Below are 16,032 nucleotides of genomic sequence, written 5' to 3' on the forward strand. Positions count from 1 at the left end.
TATCAGGAATCTTATCCGATACCGGCCACGGGAATATTCACAGTCTGCTTTTAATCAAAACTCTCCTCTTCAAGAGGAATTGCACGCGACTCCTTGATAGTGTTCAAAACAATAGTGGAATTGGTATCACGGACAGTTTCAATGCGCCCGATCTGTCCAAGCATGATAGCCAGGCCGTCTGTGTCCTCGCAGCGCACCTTTATAAGATAACTGTCACGACCGGCACAGTAGTGGACTTCCAGAACACCAGGCACTTTCGAAAGTTCTGCGCCTGTTGATGTTGCCCCAACACCTTCGTTCACGTTCACAAAGATAAAAGCAGTAAGGGAGCGGCCTACTGCCTTGGGGTCTACAATGGCCTCATAACCGACCAAGACACCTTTTCGTTCCAGTTTACGGACTCTTTCAAGCACCGCGGAGGGAGCCATTCCTACTTTCCTGGCTATGTCCGCGTTGGAAACCCTGCCACTATTCTGAAGTATTGTCAGAATTCTACGATCAGTTTCGTCAATCTTTCTCTTATCCATTTGTTCTCAAGAATAAAATTCAATTTTAAAGGTTTTGTCAAGTCAAAACAACACAACAAGCATGCATAACAAGCACAAAGTTAAGCAAAACAGCCTTGTAAAAGAATTATTTTCTATACATACCCTGTTTTAACCGAATTTAAAACTATTAAACATACTTTTATCCACCATCACTCGCACATCAATTGATTAAGCAATCAACCAAAATTGTCACAACTTCAGCAAAAATATCCATTTTTGCAAAACACAAAAGATTTACACCGCGTATTACATACAAAACAATAGAAGCGGAAAGTTAAATACCGAAGATATAAGTGCGGAAGCTGGAAATGCAGATTAATGCATTGCAAAATGTCGGATAGCAATTTAGATGTCAGGTAACACTTGACGAATTAAGTTCGTATATTATGTAATAACACAGAACAAAGCAAGCCCGGAGAACAATCTTCGGAATACACAATCAAAACGCTCCTTTTTCCGGTTAAGACAAACTTTATCGTTTCAAAAAGAGCAAATTCGCAATAATCCCGTCCTGTCTTATTTTTATCTGAAACATTATTCATGGGGTTTCCCCGGAGGATTTTCATGAACGGCATAAAGGCACGCCATTATTTCAATAACGGTTACATGTGCGCTGAGAGTGTACTTATGGCCGTTACAGAGGCTCTTGATATTAACAATCCTGCCATTCCTGCAATAGCTACCGGTTTCTGCTCTGGCATTGCCCGAACCAGAAGCGTCTGCGGCGCATTTCAGGGAGGAGTCCTCGCCATCAGCCTCATCCACGGAAGAAACAACCATGAAGAGGAACACGATATCTGCTATCGACTAATCCAGGAACTGAACATCCATTTTATGGACAGTAACAAAACAACTAACTGCCTGCAGTTGACGGACTGTGATCTATCTACTGAAAAAGGGCGAACAAAATTCAAGGAAGAAGGGATAAAAGAGAAAACCTGTCTTGATCTAGTTGAAAAAGTAACCGACTACACTATAAAAATACTAAGAAAAGAAGCCGCATAAATGTCTTCCAAAAGCCTGCTCTACTTTAAACTTATAGGATCAGTTATCTTCTGGGGCGGAACATGGATTGCCGGACGCATACTCGCCGGACACCTCACTCCTTATTCCGCTGCTTTTCTCCGCTTCCTCTTCGCCACCGTTTTCATGCTTTTCATGGTATACAGAACGACAGGACACATGCCCCGCTGCGAAAAAAGTGACCTACTGCCTCTCGCTTTTCTGGGACTGACCGGAGTTTTCCTCTACAACATCCTTTTCTTCAGCGGCCTCAAAACGGTTACAGCTGGACGGGCGGCACTGATAATAGCCGCAACACCGACTTTCATTGCTCTCGGGTCCGCTTTGATTTTCAAGGAGAAATTTACTCTGGGTAAAGCGGCCGGATTTCTTCTCGCGCTGATCGGAGTCAGCACCATTATCGGTCATGGAAACCCTATTTCCATCATTACAGAAGGTGCCAGCTTCGGAGACCTTTGCATTGTGGGTTGTGTACTTAGCTGGGCAGCATATTCCCTCGGCGGAAAACCCGTACTGAGAAAAATAACCGCACTGGAATCGGTATACTGGGCCTGTCTGTTCGGTGCGTTAATGCTTCTTGGTCCGGCACTTTACCACGGACTTCCGCAGGAGATGGCGAACGCATCTTTACTCGACTACAGCTGTGTACTCTATCTGGCGCTGCTCGGAACCGGTCTGGGATTCAGCTGGTATTTCGAAGCCATAAGCGTCATCGGCCCGTCCAAGACCGGTATATTCATCAACCTGGTTCCGGTTGTTGCTATCATCATGGGAGCCCTGATACTTGATGAACAGGTGGACATGTTCCTGCTCATCGGCGGAGCCTTGACTATTTCCGGGGTCTGGATAACAAATCGCAGCAGATAATCCGCACTTGTGCTATCTTTAAAAAAAGTGGAAGATGCGTGCCCGAACAAAACAACGAACCCCTAAAATAGAAATAAGACCATGTATGACGTAGAAGATTTATATAATGACGAAGAGGAGTACAACGGTCCCAGCCGTTCGCAGAAAAAGCGGGATATGACCGCACTGCAGAAACTGGCTGAAAAGCTGATGACTCTCAGTCCTGAACTGGTCAAGAAATGCGGACTTCCGGACTATTTCATTGAAGAAGTTCTCGATGCGATGTCCATAAGCTCCCATGAAGCCAAGCGCAGAAAGACCCAGTACATAGGCAAGCTTATGCGCGATATTGACCCGCAACCGCTTGTTGACTTTCTTGAGGATATAGAAACCGGAAACAGGGCGGACAACAAGAAATTCCACCAGCTTGAAAAATGGCGGGATGCCCTTATTGAAGGCGACATGTCCGCTCTCAATGAACTGCTTGAGATTTATCCCGGTGCTGACCGCCAGCGCTTATCACAGTTGGCCCGCAATGCGAAAAAAGAAAAACAGAACAACAAGCCGCCCAAGTCTTCACGCGCCCTTTTCAAGGCCCTGCGTGAACTATCTGAAGAAAAGTGACTTGACTGTCACAGATAGAGGCTTATTTTAGTGGTGTTGTGAAATTATTCACAGCTCATAAATAATGATTTCATCAAGGAGAGTTACCGTGACTTATACTTATAAAGGTGTTGAACTGGAAGAAAGGAACTGCCCCCATTGCGGAGAAGCTCTTTCCCCCTGGGTTGCACCGCCCGAATCAGGCTGGGGTGTTATCGTGGTATGCAACAACAACGAATGCCCCCACTACGTAGGTTCCGACTGTGATATCATCAACAAACGTGATGACTCCAACCTCGGTTGCCGCTACGCTGAAAACCCTGACAATAAATATACACCTTTCAACCTCCTCGCCTGGACCAAATAGTCCTGAAAAGCAATACACTCACCGAACCCGGAATGTCTCAGACTTCCGGGTTTTCTGTTTTTTGGGCCCATTTTTTCAATTTATCAAAGTAAACACCCCGTTGACAAAGCAAATCACAACTTCTATTCATTTCCGCACGGGACTAAACTTTCTCAAATCCAATCTCCGCCAGCCTGAATGGTCAGTTCTCAAGCAGAAATCAGAGGCATGAAAGTTTCCGGTCCGCGCCAGCACAACTTCCATCAATAGAAAATAGTGCTTCTTATCAACCGTGCACTGGTGTGCCAGAACCCGGAAAACCGGTTTTTGCGAGAGTCCTATGTCCTTTCTTGAATCCAAACACATTGCCGTTGTTGCGCTGCTTGTAGCCGTTTCCCTTTGGGCCAGTTCCTTCATCGCCCTCAAAATAGCCATGGCGGTATATGATCCTACCGTTGTTATTTTCGGCAGGATGATTCTGGCTTCTATCTGCTTTCTCTTCTTCATCCCCAATTTCAAGAAGCAGCCTATACGCAAAGGCGACTTCAAATGGCTGGCATTCATGGCTTTTTGTGAGCCATGCATGTACTTTGTCTTTGAAAGTCACGCCCTTATACATACATCTGCCGCACAGGCTGGCATGATTACTTCCACCCTGCCCCTGCTGATGGCCGTTTCATCACGCTTTATACTGAATGAAAGATTAAGCAAAAGAACACTAACCGGATTTGCCCTTGCCGTTATCGGCGGTGTCTGGCTGTCGCTCTGTTCCGAATCCACTGACAGTGCCCCTGATCCCGCATTTGGAAATTTTCTGGAATTTATGGCCATGTGCTGTGCGGTTGGATACATGACTGTACTGAAGCGTATGACAGTTCACTATACGGCACTGTTCCTGACCGCCTTTCAGGCCTTCATGGGCGCGATTTTCTATCTCCCTCTTCTGGCACTGCCGACCACGACCCTGCCCACGGTCTTCGACCCCATGGCAGCCGGATCAATTCTTTATCTTGGAGTTTTTATCACTCTTGGAGCATACGGCCTTTACAACTTCGGTATGAGCAAGCTTCCGGCAAACCAGACAACCGCATATGTAAACCTCATTCCGGTGATCACACTTTTTCTTGGCTGGCTGATCCTTGGCGAGACTTTCACCCCTATGCAGTTTCTTGCTGCCGGGCTTGTGATGGGTGGAGTCATTCTTTCGCAGGACAGAAAAAGCCGGGAGCAGAACGCCCCCGGCATTGTTGAAGTATCCGAAACCGTATGAGGATTATTCGGTAATAAAAATATTCAGATCAGGCAGTTCAATATTATCCATCCTCGCAGCTTCCATAAGCAGCCGGGCAACAGCCTGTTCACCTTCGATACCGACATCCATTGAGTAATCGGTAACGAAGGTTTTAATGTGTTCGCGGATCACAGCATCATCCATTTCCTGTGCATGTTCTTTAATATAAGGCCAGGCCGCCTCTTCATCCACGTGCGAAAGCGTGAGGGATTTACGGATAGCCGCGTTGATAAGTGCTGCGGTTTCGCTGCCCAGTGAGCGCTTAATGGCAATGGACCCGAGAGGTATGGGCAGACCGGAAAAATCCTCCCACCACTGGCCGAGATCAGCAAGTTTACTAAGGCCCTGATCCTGATAAGTGAAACGTCCTTCGTGAATAACTACTCCGGCATCCACACGGTTTTCACTGATAGCGGGCATGACCTGATCAAAAACCATTTCAACAAGTTCGACCTTTATACCGGACTCACGGCACATGAGGCTGAAAAGGAGATTTGCCGTGGTGTTGCGTCCGGGAATGGCAATACGCTTGCCATCAAGGTCTTCTATGGTGCAAGGTTCCCCGGTGAGCAGGAGAGGCCCCACGCCACGGCCCATTGCTCCACCGGCACGAAGAAGGACATAGTCATTCATTATATGCGCAGCGGCGTGCACCGAAACCTTGCAGATATCCATTTTACCGGAACGGGCCATGGAATTAAGCTCTTCCACATCCGCAAGAGTGATATTGAGCCTGAACGGATTTACGGAAACCGCTCCGCTGGCAAGGGCATGAAAAATAAACGTATCGTTGGGGCATGGAGAATAGCCCATCTGCAGTATTTTACTCATGCACAGAGTTTTATACCCTAAAGAGCCGGAAATCCAGTATTGACATGCCCGGAACCGACTTTTATCTACTGCTTAACAAAGGTGAATATATGATCTCAAAAAAATACTTTCAAAATGCGGGACTCGGCTCCATCCTGGACAAGGTTCTTTCCGGTGAAAGACTTTCCCTTGAAGACGGGCTGACCCTTTATGACTGTCCCGACCTGAACGCCCTTGGCGCTCTGGCATCAATTAAAAGGCGTTCAATGCACGGGGATAAGACTTTCTACGTCATCAACCGCCACATCAACTACACAAATATCTGCGTGAACGGATGCCTGTTCTGTGCCTATGCGCGCGAGCACGGAGAGGAAGGCTCCTTTCAGCTCGGCAGGGAAGAGATCCTTGCCAAGCTCAAGGATGCTCCGGTTCCTCCACGTGAAATCCATGTGGTGGGCGGCTGCCATCATGATATCCCGTTGGGGTTCTTCGAAGAAACTTTTGCCGAAATCAAGTCTGAATTTCCACAGGCAGTAATAAAATCTTTCACAGCCGTAGAAATCGACCATCTGGCCAACACGGAAGGCATCAGCTCCATTGAAGTGCTGAAACGCCTGAAGAATGTTGGAGTTGAAATGATGCCGGGCGGCGGTGCTGAAATATTTGATGCCGAAATCCGCAACAAAATATGCCCAAAAAAACTTGATGACGACAACTGGCTGCGTATACATGAAGAAGCGCACGGACTGGGGCTGACCACAAACTGCACCATGCTCTTCGGGCACATTGAAGATGCCGAACACCGTGTTGACCATCTTGACCGTCTGCGACGCCAACAGGATAAATCCGGCGGATTCAACTGCTTCATTCCCCTGCCCTTTCTGACCGAGAACAGCAGGCTTAAAATTGACCAGCCCCTGACCGGAGTCGATGAGCTGCGCACAATAGCCGTAAGCAGGCTGATGCTCGATAACATCCCGCATATCAAAGCTTACTGGGTTATGCTCGGAGTGAAGCAGGCACAGGCTGCACTGCATTTCGGCGCGGATGATTTCGATGGAACCGTGGTGGAAGAAAAGATCGGACACATGGCCGGAGCATCTTCGGATCAGGCGCTGACCCGCTCTGAACTTGAAGAGATGATCAGAGGATGCGGTTTCACCCCGGTTGAGCGAGACGCGGCTTTCAACGAGATTTAATCTGCTGCGGCTCTCCGAACTATTCGTTCCTCTTTATAAAGGGACATATCCTTATGAAAATTTTAATCTCTTTTAAACTGATTGCGTTCCCATAGTTGCCTTTTGGGAAAATCAGAGGAAGATAAATTTATGACAAACCTATCGACCAGTCCGGCTGAAGTTATGGAGATCGGCGCAAAAGTTGAAGCCGGGGAACGCATTGACTTTGATGAAGGCCTGACTCTTCTTGAAAAGGCCGACCTTTTTGATCTGGCGAATCTTGCCCACGGCATCAGGATGAAAAAACACCCTGAGCCCAATGTAACCTACGTCATCGACCGCAATATCAACTACTCCAACATCTGTGAATGCGGCTGCCGCTTCTGCGCTTTCTACAAGGCTCCGGGGCAGGAAGGCGGTTTTGTTATCAGTCGGGAAGAACTGGGACAAAAGATTCAGGAAACAATTGATCTCGGCGGAACCCAGATTCTGATGCAGGGCGGTCACAATCCGGACCTTCCTCTCACATTCTATGAGGAAATGCTGACCTTTATCAAAGAGAATTATCCGGTACACATTCATGCTTTTTCTCCGCCGGAAGTAGTCTATTTCAGCGAACTGGAAGGTATTTCAGTAGAAGAAGTTCTCAAAAGACTTATCAAGGCAGGGCTGGCATCCATTCCCGGCGGCGGTGCTGAAATTCTTGTGGATGAAGTCCGCAGCAGGATCGCGCCCAAGAAATGCTCCACCGAGAAATGGCTGAATGTGATGGAAACCGCCCACAATCTGGGACTGCGCACTACCGCGACCATGATGTTCGGGCACGAAGAGACTGTAGCGGACAGAGTTAAGCATCTGTTTGCTCTGCGTGAAGTTCAGGACCGTACCGGTGGCTTCACCGCTTTCATTCCCTGGACATTCCAGCCCGACAACACAAACATTCCCAACGCCCGCAAGATGACCAGTGTTGAATACCTGCGCATGCTGGCAGTTTCACGCATAGTTCTCGATAACTTCGACAACCTGCAGGTCTCGTGGGTTACAATGGGCCCCAAAATTTCACAGATGGCACTCTATTACGGAGGCAACGACTTCGGTTCAACCATGATTGAAGAAAACGTGGTCAAAGCCGCCGGGGTCCAGTTCAGGCTTTCCGAACAGGAAATTCATACCCTGATCAGAAAAGCGGGATTTGTACCCAGACAACGTTTGATGGATTACACACTTGCAGAGGTCAACAATGGATAAGGTCAAGGTAGGCCGTATTTCGTACCTGAACGTGCTGCCCATTTACCATCCATTGGAAGAAGGGATAATCAAAAACGACTTTGATTTTGTTTACGGTCCTCCGGCACAGTTGAACACTATGATGTCCGAAGGGCTCATGCACATTTCATCCAACTCATGTGTGGAATATCTGCGCCATGCGGAACAGTATCTGCTGCTTCCCGACCTCGCAATCGGCAGCCGAGGCCCGGTCCAGTCCGTGATCATGATCAGCACCAAACCTCTTGAGCAGCTCAAGGGATGCAACGTGCTGGTCAGCGCACAGACTCACACCTCCGCCGCACTCCTGAAAATTCTGCTTACCGAGTATATACCGCTCAATCCTACATACGAGACAGGTAATGCTACCGAGCAGCTTGAAAGTGGCGAAAGACCGGAAGCAATCCTCTGCATAGGAGACGAAGCTCTCAACCTGCGCAAACACGAAGATTATCCATATATTTTTGATCTTGGAGAAGAATGGCTGCGCTGGACCGGACTGCCTTTCATTTTCGGCATCTGGCTGGTGAGAAGGGATGTTGCCGAGCGCAGTGATGTAAAGAAAGCTGTTCTCTCACTTATCAAAGGCAAGGAATGGGGACAGAAAAACATTGAGCAGATGTCTGAACTCACGGCTCAGAAAAGTATGCTGAATCTGGAAGAAGCACGTTCATATTATGATGGACTTGTGTACGATCTGGGCGAAAAGGAAATTGAAGGGCTCAAAGTTTTTGCCAAGTACCTGCTCAAAACAGGGCAGATTTCACACATCCCGGAGCTCGATTTTATTGATCTGTAAATCTGTTCATAAATATCAAACGCCGGTCAAGTCTTCCAAGACTTAAATAAAATACAAAGGACTTACAGTATTATTGCTGTAGGTCCTTTTCTTATGTTGAGACTGTAAAGGACAAAAGTTCAAAATGAGAATTTACGGGAAAGCTATTTCTCAACCCACCCGTATACTCCATCAAAATCACCGTGCCAGGCGTCAATCAAAGGGGAAACATAATACGCCTCAACTTCAGAACGTTGAGTCATCCATTTCTCAACCATTCTTCTTTGCTCTTCGCAAACTGTTCCCCTACTTCTCTCGGTAACAACAGACCATCCGAATTCCCTGCCACTACCACCACCCATAACTGCTAATCCATTATCTTCGATAGCCTTCTCAACAAAAGTATCGATAAAAGAATCAACTGTTTCTTCTTCAAGATTATCTACTAAACGACATCCGGTTAGGAAGGCAAACTCCTGAAATTCGCCAATCCTTTTTTTCTTTCTCAACCTTTTTCGCATACTATCTCCCCATGTAGTTTCTAAAATATAAAAATATTCATACAAGTCAATCTGATAGAGATAGCTTATAGTTTTCAATATTGCAATTTTAGCTCACTAAAAGCTGACTTCTTCCGGGACGCTCACTTAACAACAATGGAACACTTCAAGCTCACAACTACAACCTACCTTCGACCACCGCCCATACCTCTGCCTGATCCCATTCCTCTGCCAGCGCCCTGTCCTTTGCCGGAGCCCTGACCATTACCCCGACCAAGCCCCCTTCCAGATCCTCCCATAGCTCTACAACCGGTTCCCAATCCTGGAGTGCGAGAGTCCGGACTGTACTTAGATAATCCAACGCTATCTCCAATGTTGCGGTCAGAATTACCCAGATAACTCTCCAGAACGTCACGCACTGTTCCACCGGTTGACTCAACCATCTCAATCCCGCCTTTTTCGAGAGCTGCAAGAGCTTTGGGCCCGAACTTACCGGATATGACAACATTGACATTGTGGTCAGACATCATCTGGGCTGTTTGGATACCTGCACCCTGAGCAAGTTCGCTGTTTGCTACATTTTCAACAAATCCTGAATCTCCGGTATCTGAATTATATAAAATAAATCCAGTGGCCCTGCCAAACCGAGGCTCCATCTGCTCCTCAATATTTGCGCTGTTTGAACTAATCGCTATAATCATAAATTCCTCCTTTATTTTTCATTTAGCTTAAACACTGCACAAAGAGGGCCAAACAAATTTAATCTTTCAATACAGATAAATAGCGAAAGTACAGAATCTACACGACCGGCCTAGAGACTTATTTTAAGCCCCCACATGACGCAAAATAAGCCCGAAAGAAGAACCCAGATCAAAATATATTCAATACAAATGTCATATGTACCAACTTTTTCTACTCACCCAAAAAAAGCCGGCCCTGATAAACAGGACCGGCAATTAAAATCAGATTACAAACCCGACTGATAAGCAAGGTCGCCTGAAGGAAGGTTATCCAAGGTTCTTGATGACAGCAGCCCCCATTTCTTCACAACCAACGAGCTTACCGCCTTCATCCATAATATCTCCGGTACGCAGACCTTCAGAAAGAGTCTTTTCAACTGCGGCTTCAATGCAGTCAGCTTCTTCAGCCATATTGAAGGAGTAACGAAGCATCATGGCGATGGACAGAATTGTTGCCAGAGGGTTGGCCTTGTCTTCGCCTGCAATGTCCGGAGCGGAACCGTGGATAGGCTCGTACAGTCCGGGGTTGGAAGCACCGAGGGACGCGGAAGGCAGCATACCGATGGAACCGGTGATTACCGCAGCTTCGTCAGAAAGGATATCACCGAACAGGTTACCGGTCACGATTACGTCAAACTGGGAAGGATCACGCACAAGCTGCATGGCAGCGTTGTCAACGTACATGTGGCTCAGTTCAACATCGGGGTAGTCCTTGGATACTTCAATGACGATTTCACGCCATACACGGGAAACGTCAAGAACATTGGCTTTATCAACGGAGCAGAGTTTCTTGTTGCGCTTTTGCGCGGCTTCAAAAGCGACTCTGGCGATGCGCTCAACTTCGTGCTCGTAGTAAACCATGGTGTTGTAACCCATGCGTTCACCGTTTTCTTCCTTTGTGCCACGGGGCTCACCGAAATAAATACCGCCGGTCAATTCGCGGACCACCATAACATCAATACCTTTCTCAACTATATCGGGACGCAGGAAGCAGGCATCCTTAAGCTGGGGGAAAAGTGAAGCAGGACGCAGGTTGGCAAAAAGAGAGAGTTCTTTACGAATGCCGAGCAGACCTTTTTCAGGACGGATTGCGGGATCGATTGTATCCCATTTGGGGCCGCCTACTGCACCGAGGAGAACAGCATCGGATTCCTTGCATGCCTTGACGGTTTCTTCAGGAAGAGGACTTCCGGTAGCGTCAATGGCCGCACCGCCTATGAGAGCTTCAGTTGTCTCAAATTTATGTCCGAATTTTCCACCTATTATTTCAAGGACTTTGACGCCCTGTTCCATGATCTCCGGCCCGATACCATCGCCGGGCATTACGCAAATTTTCATTTTCATTTATCCTGTTCTTTTATTTTAACAAGCCAGTGTAAATTTTCATCGCCAGCAAGGCCGATGGTTGTCTGCCATGAAGCGGTAAAATTGTGATTCAGCTTCCCGTCTGCGGATTGAATTGAATACCGCCCTTCCGGGAGTTTCCGACACCAGACATAATCACCCTGCACATCAAAATGAAACTTCTGCTCATCAGATGAGATAGTTCCGTAATACGAAACCGGAGTTTCATTAATAATGCAGCCGTACACATCGTCCGCGTAAGACGATGTGCCGGTGCAAAAAATGATAAGTACTGCTGTCAGGAACCGCTTCATGAGCTGCCCCTCTTACTTGGACAGGCGATCCTTTACGTATTCAACCAGTCCGCCACTGTCGAGAATCCCTTTCATGAACGGAGGAACCGGAGCACAGGTAATTACCTCCCCGGTGGTGACATTCTTGATTTCACCTTTTTCAGGATCAACGTCGAGCTGATCGCCGTCACCGAGCTTTTCGAAATCATCTCCGACTTCGAGGAGAATGAGGCCCATGTTGAAACCGTTGCGGTAAAAGATACGGGCAAAGCTCTTAGCGACAACAACCGGAATTCCGGCACCGAGGATTGAGATAGGCGCGTGCTCACGAGACGATCCACAGCCGAAGTTCTCATCGGCAACCATAATATCATTCTTTTTAACACGCTTGATCCAGCCAGCTTCAAGACCTTCCATGCAGTTCGCGCCTAGCTCATCAGGATCAGTGGTAACCAGAAAACGGGCAGGGATGATCGCATCAGTATCAATATGCGCCCCTACTCTGTGTGCAGTACCTTTAATAGACATATTTTAATTCTCCTTGGGGATTCTGTACCCCTTTAGAAACTTAAACCAATTGAAATTATTTTAAAACAATGTCCGTACCCGGCGGCAAATCCCTACTAAAAAGTTCTGGGATTCTTAAACCTTTTTTCAAAAAGTATTTAAACCGCCGGAGGCATTCTACAGAGCTTCGGGATCGGTGATGATACCGGTAAGAGCTGAAGCTGCTGCAACTGCGGGGCTGGAGAGGAAAACTTCACTCTCGAGGCTGCCCATACGGCCCTTGAAGTTACGGTTGGTGGTGGCGATAGCTCTTTCTCCGCCAGCAAGAATACCCATATGACCGCCGAGGCAGGGACCGCAGGTTGCAGGGCCTACAATCGCGCCGCATTCCATAAAAGTTTCGATAAGACCTTCTTTAAGAGCCTGCTTCCAAATGCTGGGAGTAGCGGGCAGAACAATGAGGCGAACATTCTTGTCGACCTTGCGGCCCTTGAGAACTTCCGCTGCTACACGCAAGTCTTCGATACGGCCGTTGGTACAGGAACCAATGACGGACTGGTGGATCTTCATATCCTTAACTTCGTCAACCGGCTTGACGTTATCGGGAAGATGCGGACAGGCAATCTGAGGTTTCATGCCGGTAACGTCGATCTTGACAATACGCTCGTAGGTCGCGCCTTCGTCCGCCTTCATTTCGACATCACCGGTGCGCCCGGCAGCCTTGCAGTATTCGAGAGTTTTTGCATCTACAGGAAAAAGGCCGACTTTTCCGCCCGCCTCAATAGCCATGTTGGCGATAGTCATGCGGCCTTCAATGGACATATCATCCACAACTGAACCGCTGAACTCCAGAGCCTTATACAGTGCACCGGAAACACCGATGGTTCCGATAAGATTCAGAATGTAATCCTTGGCTCCAATGAATTTTCCGGGAGTACCTTCGATCTCCACCTTAATGGTCGGCGGAACTTTGAACCAGGTTTCGCCAAGAGCCATTCCGCCCGCGATATCAGTGGAGCCCATGCCTGTAGCGAAAGCTCCGAGACCGCCGTATGTACAGGTGTGGGAGTCCGCGCCGATTACGATATCGGCAGGACCGACCAGCCCCAGTTCAGGCAGGAGAGCATGCTCTACACCAACTTCACCACCTTCATAGTAGTGGGTGATATTTTTTTCATGGGCGAAGTCACGGACAACTTTGACCTGCTCAGCAGAATCGATGTCCTTGTTCGGTGTGAAGTGATCACAAACCAACGCCACCTTATCCTTGTCGAAAACCTGATCGGCACCCATTGCCTTGAAGGATTTAATTGCAAGGGGAGCGGTGATATCGTTGGCCAGCACCATTGAAACGTTGCAGCGGACAATCTGTCCCGCTTCTTTTACTGTTTCATCGGTATGCGCCTGCAAAATCTTTTCAGCTAATGTTTTGGACATTATTTTTTCTCCTGTTTCATACGTTCAACCCTGTTTATGGCGTTGATGTAGGCCTTGGCGCTGGCGACAATAATATCTTCGTCAGAACCGCGCCCGATTGATTTCAATCCGTCATCGGTTATATGGATCATTACAGCTCCCTGCGCGTCTATACCGCCGGTCACTGCGTTAACGGAATAAAGTTCCAGTTTGGGGCTCCTGCCAACCATTTTATCGATGGTTGAAAAAACCGCGTTAATAGGTCCTTCTCCGAATCCCACTTCCTGAATTGTTTCAGGATTATCTTTATCCTTGCTGAAATCCTCCAGCACGATTGCCGCATGCGGTGAAACACCGGCAGTACCGGAAAAAACAGACAGCTCTTTTACCCGGTACAGGTCATGGATGCGGTAAGCTTCTTCAAGTACCAGAGCTTCAACATCCTCGTCATAAATTTCTTCTTTCTTATCCGCCAGAGCCTTAACAGCAACAAAAACACGGCCAATCTGCTCTTCATTGAGTTCATAGCCCATTTCCCTGAGCTTGGACCCCAGAGCGTTACGACCGGAATGCTTACCGATAACTATCGATGTCCCTTTCTTGCCGATGGATTCCGGTGTCATAATCTCGTAGGTCTGGCGGTTCTTGAGCATGCCATCCTGATGAATTCCGGACTCATGAGCAAAAGCGTTGGCACCGACAATCGCTTTGTATGGGGAGATGGGCTGGCCGATTGTGGAAGCCAGTCTGCGGCAGGAAGGAAAGAGCTGCTCGGTGATTACGGAAGTTTCCACATCATAATAATCCTTGCGGGTATGCAGGGCCATTATAACTTCTTCCAGAGCAGCATTACCGGCACGTTCACCTATACCCGACAGGGTAACTTCCGCCTGACGGGCACCCGCTTTAATCGCTGCCAGAGTATTTGCCACCGCCAGGCCGAGATCGTTATGGCAGTGAACGCTGAAGATTGCCTTATCACTATTGGGTACGTTTTTGAGCAGATATTCAATCAGCTTACCGAATTCCTCCGGCTGGGCGTACCCTACGGTGTCAGGAATATTAATGGTAGTTGCACCTTCAGCGATTGCGATTTCAACAATCTGGGCCAGAAAATCCCAGCGGGAACGGGAAGCGTCTTCAGCGGAAAATTCTACATTGGGAGTCAGGGACGCTGCATGCCTGACCGCTTTACGGGCCATCTCCAGAATCTGCTCCGGTTCCTTATTGAACTTGTATTTCATATGGATATCGGAGGTGGCAACAAAAGTATGGATTCTGGGGTTCTTGGCGTGTTTAACGGCTTCATAAGCCCGGTCTATATCTGAAGGGAGTGCGCGGCAGAGTCCTGCAACCTGAATATCATTAACAGATTTAGCAATCTGGGTGACAGCCTCAAAATCACCTTCGCTCGCAGCGGGAAAACCCGCCTCGATAATGTCTACACCGAGTTTTTCCAGTTGACGGGCCATGGTAATTTTTTCAGCCATGTTCATGGTTGCACCGGGGGACTGTTCACCATCACGCAGGGTTGTATCAAAGATATATACTTTATCGGACATTTTCTATCTCCTATGAATTACCTGCAAAAGGACAAACCTATTGCATGCTATACGAATTATAAAAAGAAAGTAACAGGAATCTGGTTAAGCCGCGGATATTACCGTCCCCTAAAGAATTCTTGTACCTTATAAACTGATTGTGAGGTATCAAACCGCACTGACAGCTTATGACAATTCTTTGGAGGACTTTCCTAGTAGCTTACTGCTTCTGCGGGATAGAAAGAAAACAGTGTAAATGGGGCCGGAAATAATATAACCGACAAAAATAATGAAACCCAGAAATTTGGGCTGAGAGGCAACCATTGCAAAGAGAGCAATAACAGTTACCATGGCGCTGAAGGGATGAGCTTTGAACATTCCAACTTCTTTGAAAGAGTTGTAACGAACGGTACTCACCATGAGAAATGCGAGGCAATACACAAGCACCAGAGTGAACATGGGCAGTACGCTCTGTGCAAGGCTTGCGGGGATGTAGGGATTGAACAGGATCAGAGTCGCCAGAGTGCAACCTGCCGCTGGGATGGGCAGCCCGATGAAGTGGGCTTTGGAGGTGGTTGCAGCACGGACATTGAAACGGGCGAGTCTGAGCGCACCGCAGGCTATCAAAAGAAAAGCCGCAAGCATGCCCAGTCTTCCGAACTGGTGAAGCTGCCACTGGTAGATCATGAACGCAGGAGTAACACCGAAGGCGACCACATCAGCCAGAGAATCGAGCTGAACGCCGAATTCACTGCTTGTTCCGGTCAACCTTGCCACCTTCCCGTCGAGACCGTCAAACAGACAGCTCACCAGGATGGCTACAGCACTCATCTCGTACTTACCCTCAACAACCCAGTTCATCGCGAGAAAGCCACAGAAGAGGCTCGCCACGGTGAGAAGGTTGGGCAGGATATATACGCCCTTGTGCTTCGGTATTCTTTTTTCCTTTGCCATTAAAACTACTTGCTAATTCGCTTCTTTAAGTTGATCAGTCCGGACTGT

Annotated in this window: 18 protein-coding genes; 8 read left to right on the forward strand and 10 right to left on the reverse strand. The window is 47.8% G+C overall.

Annotation, left to right across the window (positions count from 1 at the left end):
* Window positions 1-50: 50 nt before the first annotated feature.
* Entirely contained in the window at window positions 51-527 is a 477-nt protein-coding gene (locus tag ACZ5PW_RS17410; RefSeq protein WP_464556047.1) for an Lrp/AsnC family transcriptional regulator, read from the reverse strand.
* Window positions 528-1,112: 585 nt separating this feature from the next.
* Between ACZ5PW_RS17410 and ACZ5PW_RS17415 the strand changes: the two genes are divergently transcribed.
* The 5 genes from ACZ5PW_RS17415 to ACZ5PW_RS17435 all read left to right on the forward strand — a co-directional run bounded on the left by ACZ5PW_RS17415 (window position 1,113) and on the right by ACZ5PW_RS17435 (window position 4,636).
* Window positions 1,113-1,553 carry a C-GCAxxG-C-C family protein gene (locus tag ACZ5PW_RS17415; RefSeq protein ID WP_464556049.1) on the forward strand — a complete coding sequence of 147 codons (441 nt, stop codon included), beginning with the start codon at window positions 1,113-1,115 and terminating at the stop codon, window positions 1,551-1,553.
* Window positions 1,554-2,438: a DMT family transporter gene (locus ACZ5PW_RS17420; protein ID WP_464556051.1), complete on the forward strand. Its 885-nt coding sequence runs from the start codon at window positions 1,554-1,556 to the stop codon at window positions 2,436-2,438. It abuts the gene before it with no gap.
* An 81-nt stretch (window positions 2,439-2,519) separates the two neighbouring features.
* Complete coding sequence (yjgA, locus tag ACZ5PW_RS17425) at window positions 2,520-3,041, forward strand: ribosome biogenesis factor YjgA (protein ID WP_464556052.1); 522 nt, start codon at window positions 2,520-2,522, stop codon at window positions 3,039-3,041.
* Window positions 3,042-3,129: 88 nt separating this feature from the next.
* The gene (locus ACZ5PW_RS17430; RefSeq protein WP_464556054.1) at window positions 3,130-3,387 is read left to right on the forward strand and encodes a hypothetical protein; all 258 of its coding nucleotides are present in this window, start codon (window positions 3,130-3,132) and stop codon (window positions 3,385-3,387) included.
* 319 nt (window positions 3,388-3,706) lie between these two features.
* Window positions 3,707-4,636 (forward strand): DMT family transporter, encoded by a 930-nt coding sequence (locus tag ACZ5PW_RS17435; protein ID WP_464556056.1) that lies wholly within the window; start codon window positions 3,707-3,709, stop codon window positions 4,634-4,636.
* 3 nt (window positions 4,637-4,639) lie between these two features.
* Here ACZ5PW_RS17435 and ACZ5PW_RS17440 read toward each other — a convergent pair whose 3' ends face one another.
* The gene (locus tag ACZ5PW_RS17440; RefSeq protein WP_464556057.1) at window positions 4,640-5,488 is read right to left on the reverse strand and encodes a 1,4-dihydroxy-6-naphthoate synthase; all 849 of its coding nucleotides are present in this window, start codon (window positions 5,486-5,488) and stop codon (window positions 4,640-4,642) included.
* An 89-nt stretch (window positions 5,489-5,577) separates the two neighbouring features.
* Between ACZ5PW_RS17440 and mqnE the strand changes: the two genes are divergently transcribed.
* The 3 genes from mqnE (at window position 5,578) to ACZ5PW_RS17455 (ending at window position 8,710) form a co-directional block, all read left to right on the forward strand.
* Entirely contained in the window at window positions 5,578-6,666 is a 1,089-nt protein-coding gene (gene mqnE / locus ACZ5PW_RS17445) for an aminofutalosine synthase MqnE (protein ID WP_464556060.1), read from the forward strand.
* Window positions 6,667-6,795: 129 nt separating this feature from the next.
* Window positions 6,796-7,893, forward strand: coding sequence for a cyclic dehypoxanthinyl futalosine synthase (mqnC, locus tag ACZ5PW_RS17450; RefSeq protein WP_464556063.1), 1,098 nt, complete (start codon window positions 6,796-6,798; stop codon window positions 7,891-7,893).
* The gene (locus ACZ5PW_RS17455; RefSeq protein WP_464556067.1) at window positions 7,886-8,710 is read left to right on the forward strand and encodes a menaquinone biosynthesis protein; all 825 of its coding nucleotides are present in this window, start codon (window positions 7,886-7,888) and stop codon (window positions 8,708-8,710) included. Before mqnC ends, ACZ5PW_RS17455 begins: the two co-directional genes overlap by 8 nt.
* A 143-nt stretch (window positions 8,711-8,853) precedes the next feature.
* Here ACZ5PW_RS17455 and ACZ5PW_RS17460 read toward each other — a convergent pair whose 3' ends face one another.
* The 8 genes from ACZ5PW_RS17460 to pssA form a co-directional block, all read right to left on the reverse strand.
* Window positions 8,854-9,210 (reverse strand): 50S ribosome-binding protein YggL, encoded by a 357-nt coding sequence (locus ACZ5PW_RS17460; RefSeq protein ID WP_464556069.1) that lies wholly within the window; start codon window positions 9,208-9,210, stop codon window positions 8,854-8,856.
* Window positions 9,211-9,374: 164 nt separating this feature from the next.
* On the reverse strand, window positions 9,375-9,890 hold the full coding sequence (locus ACZ5PW_RS17465; protein ID WP_464556071.1) for a NifB/NifX family molybdenum-iron cluster-binding protein: 516 nt from the start codon (window positions 9,888-9,890) through the stop codon (window positions 9,375-9,377).
* A 306-nt stretch (window positions 9,891-10,196) separates the two neighbouring features.
* Window positions 10,197-11,273, reverse strand: a complete 1,077-nt coding sequence (gene leuB, locus ACZ5PW_RS17470; protein ID WP_464556073.1) for a 3-isopropylmalate dehydrogenase — start codon at window positions 11,271-11,273, stop codon at window positions 10,197-10,199.
* A complete protein-coding gene (locus ACZ5PW_RS17475) occupies window positions 11,270-11,587 on the reverse strand; it encodes a hypothetical protein (protein WP_464556075.1) in 318 nt (105 codons plus the stop codon). Before ACZ5PW_RS17475 ends, leuB begins: the two co-directional genes overlap by 4 nt.
* Window positions 11,588-11,599: 12 nt before the next feature.
* The gene (locus tag ACZ5PW_RS17480; RefSeq protein WP_464556077.1) at window positions 11,600-12,094 is read right to left on the reverse strand and encodes a 3-isopropylmalate dehydratase small subunit; all 495 of its coding nucleotides are present in this window, start codon (window positions 12,092-12,094) and stop codon (window positions 11,600-11,602) included.
* A gap of 156 nt (window positions 12,095-12,250) precedes the next feature.
* Window positions 12,251-13,510, reverse strand: coding sequence for a 3-isopropylmalate dehydratase large subunit (gene leuC / locus ACZ5PW_RS17485; protein WP_464556079.1), 1,260 nt, complete (start codon window positions 13,508-13,510; stop codon window positions 12,251-12,253).
* Entirely contained in the window at window positions 13,510-15,051 is a 1,542-nt protein-coding gene (locus ACZ5PW_RS17490) for a 2-isopropylmalate synthase (RefSeq protein WP_464556081.1), read from the reverse strand. The genes leuC and ACZ5PW_RS17490 overlap by 1 nt, the downstream gene beginning before the upstream one ends.
* A gap of 165 nt (window positions 15,052-15,216) precedes the next feature.
* Window positions 15,217-15,984: a CDP-diacylglycerol--serine O-phosphatidyltransferase gene (pssA, locus tag ACZ5PW_RS17495; protein ID WP_464556083.1), complete on the reverse strand. Its 768-nt coding sequence runs from the start codon at window positions 15,982-15,984 to the stop codon at window positions 15,217-15,219.
* Between the last annotated feature and the right edge of the window lie 48 nt (window positions 15,985-16,032).

The organism is Maridesulfovibrio salinus (assembly GCF_055394525.1).